Origin of the sequence: Gemmiger sp. An50, from assembly GCF_002161595.1 — a bacterium.
Lineage (GTDB): Bacteria > Bacillota > Clostridia > Oscillospirales > Ruminococcaceae > Allofournierella.
In genome coordinates, this window is the sequence record NZ_NFID01000005.1 from 115,690 (window position 1) to 134,676 (window position 18,987).

The 18,987-nt window shown below is 63.1% G+C and carries 16 protein-coding genes; 4 read left to right on the top strand and 12 right to left on the bottom strand.

Annotated features, from left to right (window positions below; genetic code table 11):
- Positions 1-64 precede the first annotated feature (64 nt).
- The 10 genes from B5G03_RS06645 to ybaK form a co-directional block, all read right to left on the bottom strand.
- The gene (locus tag B5G03_RS06645; RefSeq protein WP_087180951.1) at positions 65-3,766 is read right to left on the bottom strand and encodes a phosphoribosylformylglycinamidine synthase; all 3,702 of its coding nucleotides are present in this window, start codon (positions 3,764-3,766) and stop codon (positions 65-67) included.
- Positions 3,767-3,770: 4 nt separating this feature from the next.
- Positions 3,771-5,060: a phosphoribosylamine--glycine ligase gene (gene purD, locus B5G03_RS06650; RefSeq protein WP_087180952.1), complete on the bottom strand. Its 1,290-nt coding sequence runs from the start codon at positions 5,058-5,060 to the stop codon at positions 3,771-3,773.
- Positions 5,061-5,399: 339 nt separating this feature from the next.
- Positions 5,400-6,572: a phosphoribosylaminoimidazolecarboxamide formyltransferase gene (locus B5G03_RS06655; RefSeq protein ID WP_087180953.1), complete on the bottom strand. Its 1,173-nt coding sequence runs from the start codon at positions 6,570-6,572 to the stop codon at positions 5,400-5,402.
- A gap of 16 nt (positions 6,573-6,588) precedes the next feature.
- On the bottom strand, positions 6,589-7,326 hold the full coding sequence (locus B5G03_RS06660) for an IMP cyclohydrolase (protein WP_087180954.1): 738 nt from the start codon (positions 7,324-7,326) through the stop codon (positions 6,589-6,591).
- 41 nt (positions 7,327-7,367) lie between these two features.
- On the bottom strand, positions 7,368-7,964 hold the full coding sequence (gene purN, locus B5G03_RS06665) for a phosphoribosylglycinamide formyltransferase (RefSeq protein ID WP_087180955.1): 597 nt from the start codon (positions 7,962-7,964) through the stop codon (positions 7,368-7,370).
- On the bottom strand, positions 7,958-8,998 hold the full coding sequence (purM, locus tag B5G03_RS06670) for a phosphoribosylformylglycinamidine cyclo-ligase (protein ID WP_087180956.1): 1,041 nt from the start codon (positions 8,996-8,998) through the stop codon (positions 7,958-7,960). Before purM ends, purN begins: the two co-directional genes overlap by 7 nt.
- A gap of 73 nt (positions 8,999-9,071) precedes the next feature.
- Complete coding sequence (gene purF, locus B5G03_RS06675; RefSeq protein WP_087180957.1) at positions 9,072-10,511, bottom strand: amidophosphoribosyltransferase; 1,440 nt, start codon at positions 10,509-10,511, stop codon at positions 9,072-9,074.
- A gap of 18 nt (positions 10,512-10,529) precedes the next feature.
- Positions 10,530-11,237 carry a phosphoribosylaminoimidazolesuccinocarboxamide synthase gene (gene purC, locus B5G03_RS06680; protein WP_087180958.1) on the bottom strand — a complete coding sequence of 236 codons (708 nt, stop codon included), beginning with the start codon at positions 11,235-11,237 and terminating at the stop codon, positions 10,530-10,532.
- A 65-nt stretch (positions 11,238-11,302) separates the two neighbouring features.
- Positions 11,303-11,806: a 5-(carboxyamino)imidazole ribonucleotide mutase gene (gene purE / locus B5G03_RS06685; RefSeq protein WP_087180959.1), complete on the bottom strand. Its 504-nt coding sequence runs from the start codon at positions 11,804-11,806 to the stop codon at positions 11,303-11,305.
- 345 nt (positions 11,807-12,151) lie between these two features.
- A complete protein-coding gene (gene ybaK, locus B5G03_RS06690; protein ID WP_087180960.1) occupies positions 12,152-12,637 on the bottom strand; it encodes a Cys-tRNA(Pro) deacylase in 486 nt (161 codons plus the stop codon).
- 440 nt (positions 12,638-13,077) lie between these two features.
- On the opposite strand from ybaK, the gene aroF reads away from it, so the two are divergent.
- From aroF to B5G03_RS06710, 4 genes are all read left to right on the top strand, one after another.
- Positions 13,078-14,091 (top strand): 3-deoxy-7-phosphoheptulonate synthase, encoded by a 1,014-nt coding sequence (aroF, locus tag B5G03_RS06695; protein WP_087180961.1) that lies wholly within the window; start codon positions 13,078-13,080, stop codon positions 14,089-14,091.
- Between the two features lie 86 nt (positions 14,092-14,177).
- Positions 14,178-14,597, top strand: coding sequence for a DUF3783 domain-containing protein (locus B5G03_RS06700; RefSeq protein WP_087180962.1), 420 nt, complete (start codon positions 14,178-14,180; stop codon positions 14,595-14,597).
- 179 nt (positions 14,598-14,776) lie between these two features.
- Positions 14,777-15,868 (top strand): hypothetical protein, encoded by a 1,092-nt coding sequence (locus tag B5G03_RS06705; protein WP_087180963.1) that lies wholly within the window; start codon positions 14,777-14,779, stop codon positions 15,866-15,868.
- A 142-nt stretch (positions 15,869-16,010) separates the two neighbouring features.
- Positions 16,011-17,162: an FAD:protein FMN transferase gene (locus tag B5G03_RS06710; protein WP_087180964.1), complete on the top strand. Its 1,152-nt coding sequence runs from the start codon at positions 16,011-16,013 to the stop codon at positions 17,160-17,162.
- 58 nt (positions 17,163-17,220) lie between these two features.
- Here B5G03_RS06710 and B5G03_RS06715 read toward each other — a convergent pair whose 3' ends face one another.
- Positions 17,221-18,024 carry an ABC transporter ATP-binding protein gene (locus B5G03_RS06715; RefSeq protein WP_087180965.1) on the bottom strand — a complete coding sequence of 268 codons (804 nt, stop codon included), beginning with the start codon at positions 18,022-18,024 and terminating at the stop codon, positions 17,221-17,223.
- Position 18,025: 1 nt separating this feature from the next.
- Positions 18,026-18,931, bottom strand: a complete 906-nt coding sequence (locus tag B5G03_RS06720) for an ABC transporter permease (RefSeq protein WP_087180966.1) — start codon at positions 18,929-18,931, stop codon at positions 18,026-18,028.
- Between the last annotated feature and the right edge of the window lie 56 nt (positions 18,932-18,987).

The window sequence follows — 18,987 nt, forward strand, 5'->3', positions numbered from 1 at the left end:
CTGGTTTCTCATAAAGGGCGGGCGGGGCGCATAAGGCCTCGCCCGCCCGCTTTTCTTTTTGGGCTTACAGCTTGAAGTAATCCACGCCGCCCTCGAACAGGGGCTGGTACTTGTTGCCGGGCACGTTCTTGTACAGCTCGTCGCCGCTGCGCTCGGTGTGGCCCATCTTGCCCAGCACGCGGCCGTCCGGGCTGGTGATGCCCTCGATGGCCAGCACGCTGCCGTTGGGGTTGTAGCGCAGGTCCATGGTGGGCTGGCCCGCCGCGTCCACATACTGAGTGGCCACCTGACCGTTCTCGATCAGGCTCTTCACCACCTCATCACTGGCCACGAAGCGGCCCTCGCCGTGGCTGATGGCAATGGTGTGGACCTCGTCCACGCTGCAGCGGCTCAGCCAGGGGCTCTTGTTGGAAGCGATGCGGGTGTTCACCAGCATGCTCTGGTGGCGGTTGATGGTGTTGAAGGTCAGGGTGGGACATTCCGCGGTGATGGGGCGGATCTCGCCGTAGGGCACGAGACCCAGCTTGATCAGCGCCTGGAAGCCGTTGCAGATGCCCAGCATCAGACCGTCGCGCTTTTGCAGCAGCTCGTGCACCGCCTCGGTGACCGAGGGAGCCCGCAGGAAGGCGGTGATGAACTTGGCGCTGCCGTCCGGCTCGTCGCCGCCGGAGAAGCCGCCGGGCAGCATCACGATCTGGCTCTCCCGGATGGCCTGGGTCAGGGCGGCGCAGCTCTCGGCGACTGCCGAGGCGCTCAGGTTGTTGATGACCAGCACCTTCGGGTCCGCACCGGCCCGGGCAAAGGCGCGGGCGGTGTCGTACTCGCAGTTGGTGCCGGGGAATACGGGGATGATGACCTTGGGCTTGGCGATGCCGATGGCCGGAGCCTTGCGCTCGGTGGCCTCGCAGCTGATCTTGTCCACGGTGGCGCCCGCCTTGCGGTAGGGGAACACCGGCTCCAGCTTGCCTTCCCAGGCCTCCTGCAGGGCGGCCAGGTCGATGGTCTCGCCGCCCATCTTCAGCGCGTAGGTCTCGGTGACGGTGCCCAGGGTCACGCCCTCGTCCAGCTCCAGCTCCGGCTCCACTTCCAGAATGAAGCTGCCGTAGGCGGGATGGAACAGGCTGGCCGGGTCACGGGCAGCATCCAGGGCAAAGCCCAGCCGGTTGCCCAGGCACATCTTGAACAGAGCCTCGGCGGCGCAGCCGTAGCCGGGGGTGTAGGCGGCCTTCACCTTACGGTCAGCGATCAGCCCCTCCACCTTCTTATACAGCTTCTTCAGGCTGTGAGGCTCAGGGCGCAGCTCCAGCTTATCCTGATACTCGGGATACAGCCAGACCACCTTGCTGCCCGCTGCCTTGAACTCGGGGCTGATGACGTTCTTGGTGTTGCCGATGGCGGTGGCGAAGCTCACCAGCGTGGGAGGCACATCCAGATCCTCGAAGCTGCCGGACATGCTGTCCTTGCCGCCGATGGCGGCCACGCCCAGGTCCACCTGGGCCATCAGGGCGCCCAGCAGGGCGGCGAAGGGCTTGCCCCAGCGCTCGGGGGCGTCGCCCAGACGCTCGAAGTATTCCTGGAAGGTCAGGTAGGCGTCCTCATAACGGAAGCCGCTGGCCACCAGCTTGGAGACGCTCTCCACAACGGCCAGGTATGCGCCGCTGTACTGCTTTTTCTCCATCAGATAGGGGTTGTAGCCCCAAGCCATGCCGCTGCAGGTGGTGGTCTCGCCGCTCACCGGCAGCTTGGCGGCCATGGCCTGCGCCGGGGTCAGCTGGTACTTGCCGCCGAAGGGCATGAGCACGGTGGCCGCGCCGATGGTGGAATCGAACCGCTCGGACAGACCCTTCTTGCTGCACACGTTCAGGTCGGTGACCAGGTTCTGCATCTTCTCGGCAAGGGTCTCGCCCTGCCAGTTCACCTTGTAATCCTGGCAGTCGTACACCAGAACCCGGGCGCGCTTCTCCGCGCCGTTGGAGTTCAGGAAGTTGCGGCTGATGTTTACGATGGTGTTGCCCTTCCAGGTCATGGTCAGGCGGGGGTCCTCGGTGACGGTGGCCACCACGGTGGCGTCCAGGTTTTCCTCATTGGCCAGCTTTACAAAAGCCTCCACGTCCTGGGGCGCCAGCACAACGGCCATACGCTCCTGGCTCTCGCTGATGGCCAGCTCGGTGCCGTCCAGGCCCTCGTACTTCTTGGGCACGGCGTCCAGGTCGATGGCCAGGCCGTCGGCCAGCTCGCCGATGGCAACAGACACACCGCCCGCGCCGAAGTCGTTGCAGCGCTTGATCAGGCGGGTAGCCTCGGGACGGCGGAACAGCCGCTGCAGCTTGCGCTCGATGGGGGCGTTGCCCTTCTGCACCTCAGCGCCGCAGGTTTCCAGGCTCTCCAGCTTGTGGGCCTTGGAGGAGCCGGTGGCGCCGCCGCAGCCGTCGCGGCCGGTGGCGCCGCCCAGCAGCACCACGATATCGCCGGCAGCGGGCACCTCACGGCGCACGTTGGAAGCGGGAGCCGCGCCCACCACAGCGCCGATCTCCAGGCGCTTGGCCACGTAGCCGGGGTGGTACAGCTCATCCACCTGACCGGTGGCCAGACCGATCTGGTTGCCGTAGCTGGAGTAACCGGCGGCGGCGGTGGTGACCAGCTTGCGCTGGGGCAGCTTGCCCGCCATGGTCTCGCTCACCGGAACCAGCGGGTCGCCCGCGCCGGTCACGCGCATGGCCTGGTAGACGTAGCTGCGGCCGGACAGGGGGTCACGGATGGCGCCGCCGATGCAGGTGGCCGCGCCGCCGAAGGGCTCGATCTCGGTGGGATGGTTGTGGGTCTCGTTCTTGAACAGATACAGCCAGTCCTGCTCCTCGCCGTCCACGTCGCACTTGATCTTCACGGTGCAGGCGTTGATCTCCTCGGACTCGTCCAGGTTCTTCAGCTTGCCGATGCTGGCCAGATACTTGGCGCCGATGGTGGCAAGGTCCATCAGGCACATGTTCTTCTTGCGGCCGGCGTACACCGCCTTGCGCATGGCCAGGTAATGGTCGAAGGCCTTCTGCACCTGCACGTCCCGGATCTCGATCTCGTCCAGAATGGTGCCGAAGGTGGTGTGACGGCAGTGATCGGACCAGTAGGTGTCGATCATGCGGATCTCGGTGATGGTGGGGTCCCGCTGCTCCGACTGGAAGTATTTCTGGCAGAAGGCGATGTCCGCCTCGTCCATGGCCAGGCCCTTCTCCTTCACGAAGTTGGCCAGGCCCTCCTCATCCAGCGCGCAGAAGCCGGTGAGGGTCTCCACGGTGCTGGGGGTGGGGTACTCCATCTGCAGGGTATCCTTGCGGGAGAGGCTGGCCTCGCGGGCCTCCACCGGGTTGATGACGTACTTCTTGATCTGAGCCAGCTCCGCCTCGGTGGGGTTGCCGGTGATCAGATACACCCGGGCGGTGCGCACGGTGGGGCGCTCGCCCTGGCTGATCAGCTGGATGCACTCGCTGGCGGAAGCGGCCCGCTGGTCAAACTGACCGGGCAGGTATTCCACCGCGAACACCACGTCCGCCTCGGGGCAGTGGTCGCAGGTGTCGTCCACCGGAGGCTCGCTGAATACGGTGGGGATGCAGCTGCGGAACAGCTCCTCGCTCACACCCTCCACGTCGTAACGGTTCAGAATGCGCAGGCCGGTCACCGACTGGATGCCCAGCAGGCCGTGCACTTCGCCCAGCAGGTTTTGGGCCTCGTGGTCAAAGCCCTTCTTCTTTTCCACATAGATGCGGTATACCATGGGTTCACTCTCCTTTTAAGGCGTTCAGGGCACGGCGGCCGATGTCGGCACGCTTGTGCAGCTTGTCAAAATGGATCTGCTCGCTGGCGGCGTAGGCCTTTTCCAGCGCTTTTTCCAGGGTGGGAGCAGTGGCGCTCACGCCCAGCACGCGGCCGCCGCTGGTCACGAGGTTGCCGTCCTTTTCGGCGGTACCGGCGTGGTAGACCACCACGTCGCTGCCGGGCACCTGGCCGTCTACAAGGCCGGTGATCTCCTTGCCCTTTTCGTAGTGCTCGGGGTAACCGCCGCTGGCCAGAATCACGCAGGCGGCGCTCTCATCCTTGAACTTCACCTCGGTGTCCGCCAGGGTGCCGTTCGTGCAGGCCAGCATGATTTTCAGCAGGTCGCTGTCCAGAAGGGGCAGCACCACCTGGGTCTCGGGGTCGCCGAAGCGGCAGTTATACTCGATCACCCGGGGTCCCTTGGGGGTGATCATCAGGCCGAAGTACAGGCATCCCTTGAAGGGGCAGCCCTCGGCCTGCATGGCCTTCATGGTGGGCTCGAAGATCTGCTTGCGGCATTCCTCGGCCACCTCGGGGGTGTAGCAGGGGTTGGGGGCGATGGTGCCCATGCCGCCGGTGTTCAGGCCCTCGTCGCCGTCCAGCGCGCGCTTGTGGTCCATGCTGGAAACCATGGGCTTCAGGGTCTCGCCGTCGGCGAAGGCCAGCACGCTCACCTCGGGGCCGGTGAGGAACTCCTCCACCACCACCCGGGTGCCGGATGCGCCGAACTTCTTCTCGTCGATCATCTCGTGCAGGGCGGTCTCGGCCTCGGCTTCATTGCCGCAGATCAGCACACCCTTGCCCAGAGCCAGGCCGTCCGCCTTGATGACCACCGGATAGCTGCCCTCGGCCTTGATGTAGGCCATGGCCGCGTCGGCCTCGGTGAACACCTCGTACTTCGCGGTGGGGATGCCGTACTTCTTCATCAGGTCCTTGCTGAACACCTTGCTGGCCTCGATGCGGGCCGCGGCGGCGCTGGGGCCGAAGGCCGGGATGCCCGTCTTGGCCAGCTTATCCACCAGGCCCAGAGCCAACGGATCGTCCGGCGCGACCACCACATAGTCAAAGCCCTCTTCCTTCGCAAAGACGACCTGGGCCTCGATGTCGGTGGCCGGAATGTTCTTGCATTTTGCGTCGCAGGCGATGCCGCCGTTGCCGGGGGCCGCCCACAGCTCGGTGCAAAGGGGGCTCTCCTTCAATTTTTTCACGATGGCGTGCTCACGGCCGCCGCCACCCACAACCAATATTTTCATGCGCTTGATTCCCTCTTTCGTTCCATGCAGGCAAGTGTGGAGCATTCAAAAAGCCAGACGGCCTTTGAACGCAAATTTATGGTCGTCTGGCTCGAGACGCCCCCACGCCATTCACGCCTTATGGCTCAGGCGGCGGCCCACGTCAAAATTTTCCGTGATATTTTCCAAAAATGCTCGCCAATCCACCAAGGATTGGCTGTGCTTTTTGGTTCATCTCACAAAAAATTTTTTGACGCGTTCCACCGCCTGGAATAGCGCGGTTCCGTCTTATATTATAACAAAATCGCGGCAGGGCAAAAAGCCCAACGCACAAATTTGTGCGGCGCGGGTCCGGGCCGCTTAGTGGTGGAACAGCCGGATGCCGCAGAAGGCCATGGCGATGCCGTATTTGTTGCAGGTGTCGATGACCTGCTGGTCCCGGATGGAACCGCCGGGCTGCACGATGGCTTCCACGCCGCTGCGGCGGGCGCGCTCAATGTTGTCGCCGAAGGGGAAGAAGGCGTCGCTGCCCAGCACCACGCCCTTCACCTGGGCCAGCCAGGCCTTCTTTTCCTCAGCGGTGAGGGGGGCGGGCTGCTCGGTGAAGGTCTCGGCCCACACGTCGTCGCCGATCACATCCTCGTACTCGTCGCTGATGTAAACGTCGATGGCGTTGTCCCGGTTGGGGCGGGCCACATCCGGCCGGAAGGGCAGGGCCAGCACCTTGGGATGATGGCGCAGCTGCCAGATGTCGGCCTTGTTGCCCGCCAGGCGGGTGCAGTGGATGCGGCTCTGCTGGCCGGCGCCCACGCCGATCACCTGGCCGCCCTGAGCGTAGCACACGCTGTTGGACTGGGTGTATTTCAGGGTGATGAGGCAGAGCATCAGGTCACGCTTCTGCTCGTCGGTGAGGGTCTTGTTGTCGGTGACCAGGTTCTCCAGCATGGACTCGTCGATCTTCAGCTCGTTGCGGCCCTGCTCGAACACGATGCCGTAGACCTGCTTGCGCTCGATGGGCTCGGGCACGTAGTCCGGGTCGATCTGCACGATGTTGTAATTGCCCTTGCGCTTTGCCTTCAGGATGGCCAGGGCCTCGTCGGTGTAGCCGGGGGCGATGATGCCGTCGGTCACCTCATGCTGGATGACCTTGGCGGTGCTCTCGTCGCACACGTCGGACAGGGCGATCCAGTCGCCGAAGCTGCTCATGCGGTCGGCGCCGCGGGCGCGGGCGTAGGCGCAGGCCAGAGGGCTCAGCTCCAGGCCCTCGCAGAAGTACATCTTCTTTAAAGTGTCGTCCAGGGGCAGGCCCAGGGCCGCGCCCGCCGGGGAAACGTGCTTGAAGGAAGCGGCGGCGGGCAGGCCGGTGGCGGTTTTCAGCTCCTTGACCAGCTGCCAGGAGTTCAGCGCATCCAGAAAGTTGATGTAGCCGGGCTTGCCGTTCAAAACGGTCACCGGCAGCTCGCCCTCCTTGATGAAGATGCGGGCAGGCTTCTGGTTGGGGTTACAGCCGTATTTCAGTTCCAGTTCGGTCATGGTATCGTTCTCCCCCTTATTCTTCGTCGCAAACAGCGTCGTACTTGTTGATGATCACGTCTTCGGTCTCGCCGGTGGCCAGGTCGATGGCCCGCACGAACAGGCTGACCTTGTTGTCCTCGTTCAGGTTCTCCCACAGGCGGGTGGCCAGCTCCTCGGCCTCCTCGGGCAGGGCGACCTTCTCGGGCTCGCCCTCAAAGCTGGGGATGGGGTTGCCGTCGCACTTGTAGGTGTGGATGAAGTGGCCCTCGCCCGCTACCGGGATGGGATACTCGAAGAAGTAGCGGCGGCAGCTTTCGCCGTTGCCGTCGGCGCTCTTCAGAATGGACAGCTTGTAGCTGCATTTGCCCTCTTCCAGCTCCACCAGGCCGCTGATGCGGGGGGTCCAGTTGGGGCCGTCCGGCTCGAAGGTGCGGGTGCGCAGGGCGTCCTCAAAGCGCTCGCCGCGGGCCATGAACTCGTACACGGTGTCGGTCTGGTCGCCGTTGGTCACGATGTGGGCATTCGCCACGGTGCGCACCGGGTTGTAGATGATCAGGCTGGGGTCCTCCAGCTTGGCGGGGTCGGCCGCCAGGGTGCGGATGCCGCCGATCTCGGGCACCGGGTCAAACACACGGTTGCGGCTGTTGGCGCTGCGGCCCATGATAAAGTAGGCGATCAGCGCCTTCTTGCCGCTGGGGGCAAGGCCCAGCACGATGCCCCGGCCGGGGTAGGCGTTTTCGTTCACCAGTTTGTACAGATCCAGCTGTTCCATCTTGGCCTCCATATTCCAAATCGTATGATAAAGATTTTAATTTACTTATCGTATTCTTCGCAGACTTCTGCAATGGCAGCGGGCAGGATGATCCATTCCGCCTGCTCCATCACCCGGCGCTGCAAAATCTCCGGGGTATCGCCGGGCTGCACCTCCACGGCCTTCTGCTTGAGGATGCGGCCGCCGTCGCAGATCTCGTTCACGAAATGCACGGTGGCGCCGGTCACCTTCACGCCCTTGGCAAGAGCCGCTTCATGCACCCGCAGGCCATAAAAACCCTCGCCGCAGAAGCTGGGGATCAGGCTGGGGTGCACGTTCAGGATGCGCTCCGGGTACGCGGCGATGACGCTGGGCCCCAGAATGGACAGAAAGCCCGCCAGCACCACCAGGTCGATGTGGTTTTCCTCGAGAACGTTCAGCAGGGCCGCGTCGAAGGCCTCGCTGCTCTCGTAATCCTTGCGGCGCACCACCACGCCGGGCACACCGGCCTTTTCGGCCCGCTCCAGCGCGTAAACGCCGGGTTTGGATGCCACCACCAGGCTCACCCGGCCGTGGGGGATTTCCCCCCGGGCCTGGCTGTCCAGGATGGCCTGCAGGTTGGTGCCGCCGCCGGAGACCAGAACCGCGATGTTCAGCATAACTCCACGCCCTCGCCTTCGCCGATCACGCCCAGGATGTAGGCGTCCTCGCCCTGCTCCTTCAGGATGGCCAGGGCCTTGTCCGCGTCTTCCTTGGCTACGGTCAGAATCATGCCAACGCCCATGTTGAAGGTGTTGAACATATCACGCTCGGGGATGTTGCCCGCCTTCTGGATGAAGCCGAACAGGGCGGGAGTGCGCACGTCCTCCTTCTTGATGACGGCCTTGCAGCCGGCTTTCAAGCTGCGGGGGATGTTCTCGTAGAAGCCGCCGCCGGTGATGTGGGACACGCCCTTCACGGCGATCTGGTCCATCACGGCCAGAACCTGCTTCACGTAGATGCGGGTGGGAGCCAGCAGGGCCTCGCCCAGGGTGCAGCCCAGCTCCTCGTGGTACTCCTTGAGCACCTCGGGATGGTTCTCCAGGTCAAAGACCCGGCGCACCAGAGAGAAGCCGTTGGAATGCACGCCGGAGGAAGGCAGGGCGATGATCACGTCGCCGGGGACCATGGCCTCGTTGGACAGGATCTTGCTCTTGTCCACGGCGCCCACGGTGAAGCCCGCCAGGTCGTACTCGTCCTCCGGGTAGAAGCCGGGCATCTCGGCGGTCTCTCCGCCCACCAGGGCGCAGCCTGCCTGCACGCAGCCCTCGGCCACACCGGCCACCATCTGGGCAATGCGCTCGGGCACGTTCTTACCGCAGGCGATGTAATCCAGGAAGATCAGGGGCTTGGCACCGGCGCAGACCACGTCGTTCACGCACATGGCCACGCAGTCGATGCCCACGGTGTCGTGCTTGTCCATCAGGAAGGCGATTTTCAGCTTGGTGCCCACGCCGTCGGTACCACTGACCAGAACCGGGTGGGGCATATTGGTGCAGTCCAGCTCAAACAGACCGCCGAAGCCGCCCAGACCACCCATCACGCCGGGGATCACGGTGCGGGCCACATGCTGCTTCATCAGTTCCACAGCCTTGTAACCGGCGGTGATGTCCACACCGGCGGCAGCGTAGCTGGCAGAAAAGCTCTTTTCCATTTGTTCCTCCTTATACCGCCCATTTCACGGGCAAGGCCGGGGCCATGGAAAAATGGCCCCGGCGATTCATTCGTTAGTCGTTGCTGTTCAGCTTCTGGGAGTATTTGTCCTGAAATTCCCGCTTGGGAGGCTCCACCGGGTATTCGCCGGTAAAGCAGCCCACGCAGAAGTCCAGCTTGCAGCCCTCGGCGATCTTCTTCACGCTCTCGATGCTCAAGAAGCCCAGGCTGTCCACTCCGATCTGCTCGGCGATCTGCTCGGTGGTGTAGTTGGCCGCGATCAGGCTCTTCCGGCTGTCCACATCGGTGCCGAAGTAGCAGGGGTAGAGGAACTTGGGGCTGGAGGCCCGGAAGTGGACCTCGGTGGCGCCCGCCTCCCGCAGCAGCTGTACAATCTGCTTGGAGGTGGTGCCGCGCACGATGGAGTCGTCCACCAGCACCACACGCTTGCCCGCCACGGTATCCGCGATGGGGTTCAGCTTGATGCGCACGGTGTTCTCCCGCAGCTTCTGGCTGGGCTGGATGAAGGTGCGCCCGATGTATTTGTTCTTCAAAAAGCCGATGCCGTAGGGGATGCCGCTCTGCTGGGCGTAGCCCAGGGCAGCGTCCAGGCCGGAGTCCGGCGCGCCGATGACCACGTCCGCCTGCACCGGATGCTCCAGTGCCAGGAAGGCGCCCGCACGGCGGCGGGCCCGGTGGACCGAAGCGCCGTCCACCACGGAATCGGGCCGGGCGAAGTACACGTATTCAAACACGCACAGGCCGGTCTTCTGGCCGCAGGCGTGGGCGATGCTGTGCACGCCCTCCTCGTCGATGACCACGATCTCGCCGGGGGCGATGTCCCGCACGAACTCGCCGCCCGCCGCGTGGATGGCGCAGCTCTCGCTGGCGATCACGTCGCTGCCTCCGATCTTGCCCAGGCACAGGGGGCGGATGCCCTGCGGGTCGCGGGCCGCAACGATCTTGCGGGGGCTCATAACCACCAGGGAGTACGCGCCAGTAAGCCGGTCCACCGCCGTCTCCACCGCCTCCTGGATGCTTCCGGCGTTCAGCCGGGCCCGGGTGATGGCGTAGGCGATGACCTCGATGTCGCTGGTGGTGTGGAAGATGCCGCCCTTCAATTCCAGCTCCTCCCGCAGCTCCACCGCGTTGGTGAGCTGGCCGTTGAAGGCCAGGGCCATGGTGCCCTTGATGTGGCGGACCAACATGGGCTGACTGCTGGACCGGGTACGGTCCTTATAGGGGGCGTAGCGGCAGTGGCCCAGGGCCATCTGGCCCTTGCCCAGGCGGCGGATCACCTCGGGGGTGAACACCTCGTTCACCAGCCCCAGGTCCTTGTGGCTGCGGATCACGCCGTCCTCATTCACGGCGATGCCGCAGCTCTCCTGTCCGCGGTGCTGCAATGCGTACAGGCCGTAGTAGGTGTCGGCCACCACATCCATATCCTCGTCACGGCTGTAAACGGCGAACACGCCGCATTCATCGTGGATCTTGCTTTCCAGGTAATCAAACATCGGCCGCATTCCTTTCTATTAGCCCAGCAGGCGCTTCATTACTTCCTGATAAGCCTCTTCCTCACCGCCCAGATCGCGGCGGAACAGGTCCTTGTCCAGGTGAGCGCCGGTGGTGGCGTCCCAGAAACGGCAGGTGTCGGGGCTGATCTCGTCGGCCAGCACGATGGTGCCGTCGGCCAGACGGCCGAACTCCAGCTTGAAGTCGATCAGGCGGATGTTGAACTGCAGCAGGTACTTGCTCAGGATCTCATTCACCTTGAAGGCGTAGGCGGAGATGGTGTCGATCTCCTCCTGGGTGGCCAGCTCCAGAGCCAGAGCATGGTAGTGGTTGATCAGGGGATCGTGCAGATCGTCGTTCTTGTAGCTGAACTCCAGGGTGGGAGCCTTGAAGATGGTGCCCTCTTCCACGCCGTAGCGCTTGGAGAAGCTGCCCGCGGCCACGTTGCGCACGATGACCTCCAGAGGAACGATGGAGACCTTCTTCACCAGAGTCTCGCGGTCGCTCAGCTCCTCCACAAAGTGGGTGGGCACGCCCTGCTCAGCCAGCATCTTCATCAGGTTGTTGGAGAGCTTGTTGTTCACAACGCCCTTGCCGCGGATGGTGCCCTTCTTGGCGCCGTCGCCTGCGGTGGCGTCGTCCTTGTAATCCACGATGACCAGGTTGGGGTCCTCGGTGGCGAATACTTTCTTGGCTTTACCTTCGTACAACTGCTCCAGCTTGTTCATGATTCTCTGCTCCTTTTGATGTTGGGTAAAATAAAATTTTGTAAACTTGGTTGGAATGTTCCGCCTTACAGCGCAGCCAGCTCAGCCTGCAGCTTCTCTTCCTTGGCGGCGATCTGGTCGGCCATGGCGGCCCGGTCGGCGTCCAGCTTGGCAGCCAGGGCCTCGTCGGTGATGGCCAGCATCTGAGCGGCCAGGATGGCGGCGTTCTTGGCCCCGTTCAGGGCAACGGTGGCCACCGGGATGCCGCTGGGCATCTGTACCGTGGCCAGCAGAGCGTCCAGACCGTCCACTGCGCCGCCCTTCATGGGAATGCCGATCACCGGCAGGGTGGTGTTGGCGGCGATGGCGCCCGCCAGATGGGCGGCCATGCCCGCGGCGCAGATGATGGCGCCGAAGCCCGCGGCACGGGCGTTTTTGGCAAATTCAGCGGCAGCCGCCGGGGTGCGGTGGGCGCTGAGGATGTGTGCCTCGCAGGGGATATCCAGGCGCTTGAGCTCGGCCGCGGCGGCCTTGACCACCGGCCAGTCGCTGTCGCTGCCCATCAGGATCGCTACTTTTTTCTGTTCCATGTTTTGAAACCCTCCCAGATGAAACGCCAACGAAAAAGACCGCAGTGCGCATGCACTACGGCCTTTTATACGGCAAGGATTGCGTTATGGGTGCTTTTCTCCCCAAACAGCGCTGCAAAACCGGCTTCGTAACCCTTCATCTTAATGAATCCGCGCTTCATGGGTGCACCCCCTAACAAGAATTTTACAATCCTAGTTTAGCAGGCCCGGCCGGCAAAATGCAACCGCTTTGCACCCCGCGCCCCCATTTTCAGAAGTTTCGCCGGGTTGTTGAATATTCCCCTTTGTTTTTTGGCATATTTACCAATTGTCAACCCTTGTAGTATTACTTATGCTGTGGTTTTTTCACGCAAATGTAATACTTTCGAAGCGGGCTTTGGTCACCCGGGCCAGGTCGGCGGGGGCCAGCTCCACCTGTGCTCCGATGCGCCCGGCGCTCACCATTACGGTGGGCTTGTCCTGGGCGGAGGAGTCGATCACGGTGACGAACTGCTTTTTCATGCCCACCGGGCTGCAGCCGCCCCGGATGTAGCCGGTGGTCTTGAGCAGGTCCGCCACATGCAGCATGGCCACGCTCTTTTCCCCCACCGCCTTCGCGGCCTTTTTCAGGTCCAGCTCGGCGGCCACCGGAATCACGAACACATAAAAATTCTTGCTCGCCCCCTGGGTGACCAGGGTCTTGAACACCTGGGCCGGGTCCTGCCCCAGCTTGTTTGCCACCGACACCCCGTCGATGGCGCCGTCCTCGTGGTCGTATTCATGGAAGGTATAGGCTACCTTCTCGGTCTCCAGCTTGCGCATGGCGTTGGTCTTGGTTTGCTTGGCTGCCATGGCTCATGCCTCCTTTTGGCTCTTGGGCAACCCCAGACAATTCACGGCCAACGCCTGGAATCGTTCGGTATCGCCCTTGTTTTTCACCTATTATAATGCGTTCGCTTTTTTCCCGCAACCGCCCCGCGCCGCTTTAGCCGGATAAATTTTTCTTGACAACACCTTTTCCTGGTGGTATGCTAGGCCTAACTTAACCGCATTGTGAGGACTTTTTATGGCTCGACTGTTTACCGCAAACTATTATTATGGCTTTGCTTTTTATGGCAAGGTCTTGGTTTGCTGTGAACATTCCCGGGCGGTGTAACACGCCTCGCATCGGTTTTGCCGGTACGACCCAGCCGGGGGCTTGCAGCAAGCAGGCCCCCGGCTTTTTTCTTTGCGGGCCCCGTGCCCGCCGGGCCTGCCCCTTTACGTTGTTATAAGGAAAGAGGAGTTTTGGTATGATTATCATTTTGAAACAGGACGCAAACGAGGCCGCGGTACGCGCACTGCGGGCCGAGCTGGAAGCCATGGGCCTTTCCATCCACGAAAGCCTGGGCGAACAGGAGCACATTCTGGGCCTTGTTGGCGACACCAAGGCCGTGGCCGAAAGCTGGGTGCTGGCCAATCCGGCGGTGGACCAGGTGCGCCGCATCTCGGAGCCCTACAAAAAGGCCAACCGCAAGTTCCACCCCCAGGACACCGTGGTCCAGATCGGCAGCACCAAGATCGGCGGCGGACACTTCGCGGTGATCGCCGGTCCCTGCAGCGTGGAGAGCGAGGAGCAGATCTGCCTGGTGGCAAATGAGGTGAAGGCCAGCGGCGCGAGCCTTTTGCGCGGCGGCGCCTTCAAGCCCCGCACCTCACCCTACTCCTTCCAGGGCATGCGGGCCGAGGGCCTGGAGCTGCTGCGCCATGCCCGGGCCAAAACCGGCATGCCCATCGTGACCGAGATCATGAACACCGAGCACATTCCCATGTTCGAGGATGTGGACCTGATCCAGGTGGGCGCGCGGAACATGCAGAACTTCGAGCTGCTCAAGGCGGTGGGCCGCATGGGCAAGCCGGTGCTGCTCAAGCGCGGTCTTTCCGCCACGCTGGAGGAGTTCGTGATGAGCGCCGAATACATCATGGCCGAGGGCTGCGAGCAGGTGATTCTGTGCGAGCGGGGCATCCGCACCTTTGAGAACAGCATGCGCAACACGCTGGACATCTCCGCCGTGCCCATGCTCAAGCACATGAGCCACCTGCCGGTGGTCATCGACCCCAGCCACGCGGCAGGCATCAACTGGATGGTGGAGCCGCTGGCCAAGGCCGCGGTGGCCGCCGGTGCGGACGGCTTGATGATCGAGGTGCACAACGACCCGGCCCGGGCCAAGTGCGACGGCGCCCAGAGCCTGACCTGCCCCCAGTTCGACGCTCTGATGCAGGACATCAGCCGGGAGGCAGCCTTCTTCGGCAAGGAGATGAACTGACCGTTCCCGCATAAACGACCCAAGACAACGCAAACTATGGTTGAAGCCCCCGGCAGGACCTGCCCGAGGGGCGAAAGGAGCCTTTCATGAAAGCACGTATCCGTCCGCTGGCCCCCTGTGCGCTGGTGTGGAACTACCCCGACACCGAACCCGGCTTTGCCGCCCTGGCCGACGCCTGCCGGGCCGAGGGCCTGACCCTGACCCCGGTGGGCCCCGCCGACACCGGCCAGACCATCGGCAGCCTGTGCGGCGGCCCCGGCCCCGCCAGCGCGCCCGCCATTGAGGCAAACTACCCCGCCGCCCTCATCATGAACGGGCTGGACCGCTCCCGGCTGGATTCCTTTTTGACCCGGCTGCGGGCCGGGGGCGTATCCATCCCCCTGAAGGCCATGGTCACCCCCACCAACCAGGGCTGGACTCTGGCCGCCCTGCTGGCGGAGCTGGTGCAGGAACGGGAGGCCTTTGCCGCCCGCGCCGCTGCACAGACTGCGCAAAAAGAGCAATAATCTTATATTTTATGCAAAATGTGCACGGTTTTATGCATTTTGCAACCAAACTGTCATTTTTTACTGCACCCTTTTACATTGACAAACATCTGTCAGGAAATTATAATATAGCTGTTTCCCGCCGCAGAACAGGCGGGGCGTGTTTGTGCGATTTTATTATCGAGAGGAGTAACAACATCATGAAAAAAGCTATTGCTTTGGTCATGGCTGCCTGCCTGGCTTTCAGCCTGGTAGCCTGCGGCGGCGCTTCCAGCACCGCTACTTCCACTTCCACCGCTTCTTCCACTGCTGCTTCTTCCGAGGCCGCTTCCTCCGAGGCTGCTTCCTCTGAGGCTGCTGCTACCGAGGCTGGCGTGAAGACCGGTATGGCCATCGTTTCCAAAACCAGCGTTTCCGACGCTGATGCCGACGCTGACGGCAACGCTCAGGTCGACAGCACCGCCGCTGCTGTTCTGGTTGGCGAAGACGGCAAGATCATCAGCTGCAAGCTGGATGTTGCCCAGAACAAGGTCGCTGTTAAGGCTGACGGTTCCTTCGACACCACTGCTACCTTCAAGTCCAAGCAGGAGCTGAAGGAAGAGTACAACATGAAGGGCGCTTCCCCCATCGGCAAAGAGTGGTACGAGCAGGCTAACGCCTTCGCTGAGTACGTTGTTGGCATGACCGCTGAGGAAGTTCGCGCCATCGAGGTTGGCGGCGACCACAACGGCCCCGTTGACGCCGACATCGCTGCTTCCTGCACCATGAGCGTGACCGACTTCATCGAGGCCATTGCTCAGGCTACCGAGAACGCTCAGGTTCTGGGCGCTTCCGCTGAGGACACCCTGTCTCTGGGCCTGTCCACCGAGTTCAGCTCTTCCGCTGTTCAGCCCGCTGACAACGAGGGCGAGGGCCTGGTTCAGACCGATACCACCTACGCTGCCGTGACCACCGATGCTGACGGCAAGATCACCAGCAGCATCTGGGATTGCACTCAGGCTAAGTTCACCACCACCGAAGAGGGCGCTGTGGCTGCTAAGGACGAGACCATCGTTCCCAAGCAGACCCAGAAGGAAGCTTACGGCATGACCGCTGCTTCTCCCATCGGCAAGGAGTGGTTCGAGCAGGCCAACGCCTACGCTGCCTGGCTGGTTGGCAAGACCGCTGCCGACGTGGCTGCTGTTGAGACCGACGCTGAGGGCCACAATGGTCCCACCGACGCCGACATCGCTGCTTCCTGCACCATGGACGTTCGCGAGTTCAACAACGCTGTTGCTAAGGCTCTGGCCTGATCAGCAACTTGCGCATCACGGCGTGATCTGTTAAAATGAAAAAACGGCCAGGCCCCGGCGGTCTGGCCGTTTTCTGTTATTCATTCCGGGCCCGCCCTGCTGTGCGCGGCCTGAGTCTTCACACGGAGGATCTTTTGTTGCTATGGTAAAACGTCTTCTCTGCGCGGGATGCGCCGCTGTGCTGCTGGCCGCTTCGCTGGCCGGCTGCGGCAGCCCCGCTTCCACGTCCGCTTCCGCCTCTCAGGCTTCCTCGGCCAGCGCCGACCCGGCCATGGCCGGATGGGAGAAATACACGGCCAGCTGGTATGATGTGTTCGACACCGTGACCACCGTGATCGGTTACGCGCCCAGCGAGGAGGAATGGGACCGGCAGATGGACGCTTTGCATCAGGATCTGGCCGAGTACCACCAGCTGTACGACATCTACAACCACTATGAGGGCGTGACCAACCTGTACGACCTGAACCACAGTGCTGCCCAGGGCCCGGTGGCGGTGGATGAGCGGATCATGGACCTGCTGGTGGAATCCAAGGAAATGTACAAGACCACCAGCGGCCAGATGAATGTGGCCTTCGGCGCAGTGCTGAGCATCTGGCACGACTACCGGGAAGCAGGCCTGAACGACCCGGACAGCGCCCAGCTGCCCCCCATGGACCAGCTGACCGCCGCCAGCGAGCATTGCAGCATCGACGACCTGGTGCTGGACGAGGAAGCCGGTACCGTCTACTTTGCCGATGACCAGCTGCAGCTGGACGTGGGCAGCGTGGGCAAGGGCTACGCGGTGGAGATGGTGGCCCGGGCCGCCGAGGAGCGGGGTCTGGCCAGTGCCATTCTGAGCGTGGGCGGCAACGTGCGCACCATCGGCCACAAGCCGGACGGCACCCAGTGGACCGCCGGCATCCAGGACCCCTGGGCCTCGGCGGACATGGCCGGTCAGGTGGTGAACGACGCGCCTTATCTGGTGTCCGTTTACATGGAGGACATGGCCCTGGTGACCAGCGGCGACTACCAGCGTTTTTACGAGGTGGACGGCGAGCGCTACAACCACATCATCGACCCGGACACCCTGATGCCCGCGGATCACTTCTCCGCCGTGGCGGTGCTGGTGCCGGACTCCGGCCTGGGCGACTGTTTGTCCACTGGCCTGTTCTGCCTGACTCTGGAGGACGGCCAGGCCCTGGTGGAAAGCCTGGAGGGCGTGGAGGTCATGTGGATGCTGAAGGACGGCTCGGTGGTCTACTCCTCCGGCTTCGGCGATTCCGTCAAGGCCACCCTGGAGGGCTACGAGCCCTGATCGTTTCCAACAAAAATCCCCCTGGAACCAATGGTTCCAGGGGGATTTTTTCGTTTGCTTATTCGCCGGAGAGCAGGATGCGGTCGTCGTCCAGCTGCTTGCCCGCGTTCTCCCGGAACAGGCGCAGCAGGTCCTCCACCGAAAGCCCGGCCCGCTGCTCTCCCTTCAGGTCCAGCACGATGCGGCCGGAATCCATCATCAGGGTGCGATTGCCCAGCTCCAGAGCGCTTTGCATGTTGTGGGTGATCATCAGGCAGGTGATCTTATTTTCCGCCACGATCCGCCGGGTCAGCTCCAGCACCTTGTCGGCGGTGGCCGGGTCCAGCGCGGCGGTGTGCTCGTCCAGCAGCAGAAGCTTGGGAGTGACCAGCGTGGCCATGAGCAGGGTCAGCGCCTGGCGCTGGCCGCCGCTGAGCAGGCCCACCGGCTGGCTCATCCGGTCCTCGAGACCCAGACCAAGACCGGCCAGCTTTTCTTTGAACAACGCCCGCTCGGCCTTGCCGATGCGGCCAAAGCTGGCCCCCTTGCCGCTGGCCCGCAGATAGGCCAGAGCCAGATTTTCCTCGATGGTCATGCGGGGTGCGGTGCCCCGCAGCGGGTCCTGGAACAGGCGGCCGATCTGACGGCTGCGCCGGTGCTCCTTTTCAAAGGTGATGTCCTTGCCGTCCAGCACAATGCGGCCGCTGTCGGTGAAGAAGCTGCCCGCGATGGCACTGAACAGGGTGCTTTTGCCCGCGCCGTTGGACCCCACGATGGCGGCGAAGTCCCCCGGCTCCAGGTGCAGGCTGAGCCCGTTCAACGCGTGCTTTTCGTTCACGGTTCCGGGCGCGAAGGTCTTGCTCAGATTTTCCAGATACAGCATCTCAACGGCCCCCTTTCTGTTTTGCGGCGGCTTTGCGCTTTTCCAGCCGCAGCCGGTCCACCAGAGCCGGCCAGCCGATGGCCACCGCCACGATCACCGCGCTGATCAGCTTCAAATTCGCGGGGTTGGCGCTGGCCCGCAGGGCAAACACCATCAGCACCCGGTAAATCACCGAGCCCACGATGGCCCCGGCGATGCAGCGGCCCACGCCGCCCCGGCGCACCACCACCTCGCCGATGATGAGGCTGGCCAGACCGATAACCACCACGCCGGTGCCCAGGCTCAGGTTGCTGGACATCTGGTACTGGGCCAGCACGCCGCCCGCCAGAGCAGTCAGGCCGTTGGCCAGGCACAGGCCCACGGTGATGGTGAAGGAGGGGTCAATGGAGGAAGCGGAGACCATGTCCCGGTTGTCGCCGGTGGCCCGGATGGAAAGGCCCAGCTGGGTCTTCAAAAACAGCGCCAGCAGCACGCCCACCACGCAGGTGATGAGTGCCACGGTGATCAGCTTGCCGTAGCTTTCGCCCAGAAGGCTCTGGGTATAGGTAAAGATGGTATCCACCTTCAACAGGGGCAGGTCGGCCCGGCCGCCCATCACCCACAGGTTCACGGTGTACAGGCCGGTCATGGTGATGATGCCCGCCAGGATCGCCTGGATCTTGAGTCGGGTATGCAGGAATGCGGTGACGAAGCCCGCCAGAAGGCCCGCACCGAAGCCGCCCACCAGGCCCAGCACCGGCTGGCCCAGGCTGCACAGCGACGCGCTTACCGCACAGCCCAGCACAAAGGTTCCGTCGGTGGTCAGGTCCGCAATGTCCAGCGTCCGGTAGGACAGATACAGCGCCAGGGCGACCAGAGCGTAGATGAAGCCCTGCTCCACCGCCCCCTGCAGCAGCATAATGCTCATAATGATTTCTCCTTTTCAACACACGGATGGCCCGCCGCGGCCTGCGGCGGGCACTG

What these genes read in the sequence shown, in the direction of transcription:
- B5G03_RS06645 (WP_087180951.1), bottom strand. Translation starts at nt 3,766, where the DNA reads ATGGTATACCGCATCTATGTGGAAAAGAAGAAGGGCTTTGACCACGAG.
- purD (WP_087180952.1), bottom strand. Translation starts at nt 5,060, where the DNA reads ATGAAAATATTGGTTGTGGGTGGCGGCGGCCGTGAGCACGCCATCGTG.
- B5G03_RS06655 (WP_087180953.1), bottom strand. Translation starts at nt 6,572, where the DNA reads ATGACCGAACTGGAACTGAAATACGGCTGTAACCCCAACCAGAAGCCT.
- B5G03_RS06660 (WP_087180954.1), bottom strand. Translation starts at nt 7,326, where the DNA reads ATGGAACAGCTGGATCTGTACAAACTGGTGAACGAAAACGCCTACCCC.
- purN (WP_087180955.1), bottom strand. Translation starts at nt 7,964, where the DNA reads ATGCTGAACATCGCGGTTCTGGTCTCCGGCGGCGGCACCAACCTGCAG.
- purM (WP_087180956.1), bottom strand. Translation starts at nt 8,998, where the DNA reads ATGGAAAAGAGCTTTTCTGCCAGCTACGCTGCCGCCGGTGTGGACATC.
- purF (WP_087180957.1), bottom strand. Translation starts at nt 10,511, where the DNA reads ATGTTTGATTACCTGGAAAGCAAGATCCACGATGAATGCGGCGTGTTC.
- purC (WP_087180958.1), bottom strand. Translation starts at nt 11,237, where the DNA reads ATGAACAAGCTGGAGCAGTTGTACGAAGGTAAAGCCAAGAAAGTATTC.
- purE (WP_087180959.1), bottom strand. Translation starts at nt 11,806, where the DNA reads ATGGAACAGAAAAAAGTAGCGATCCTGATGGGCAGCGACAGCGACTGG.
- ybaK (WP_087180960.1), bottom strand. Translation starts at nt 12,637, where the DNA reads ATGGCAGCCAAGCAAACCAAGACCAACGCCATGCGCAAGCTGGAGACC.
- aroF (WP_087180961.1), top strand. Translation starts at nt 13,078, where the DNA reads ATGATTATCATTTTGAAACAGGACGCAAACGAGGCCGCGGTACGCGCA.
- B5G03_RS06700 (WP_087180962.1), top strand. Translation starts at nt 14,178, where the DNA reads ATGAAAGCACGTATCCGTCCGCTGGCCCCCTGTGCGCTGGTGTGGAAC.
- B5G03_RS06705 (WP_087180963.1), top strand. Translation starts at nt 14,777, where the DNA reads ATGAAAAAAGCTATTGCTTTGGTCATGGCTGCCTGCCTGGCTTTCAGC.
- B5G03_RS06710 (WP_087180964.1), top strand. Translation starts at nt 16,011, where the DNA reads ATGGTAAAACGTCTTCTCTGCGCGGGATGCGCCGCTGTGCTGCTGGCC.
- B5G03_RS06715 (WP_087180965.1), bottom strand. Translation starts at nt 18,024, where the DNA reads ATGCTGTATCTGGAAAATCTGAGCAAGACCTTCGCGCCCGGAACCGTG.
- B5G03_RS06720 (WP_087180966.1), bottom strand. Translation starts at nt 18,931, where the DNA reads ATGAGCATTATGCTGCTGCAGGGGGCGGTGGAGCAGGGCTTCATCTAC.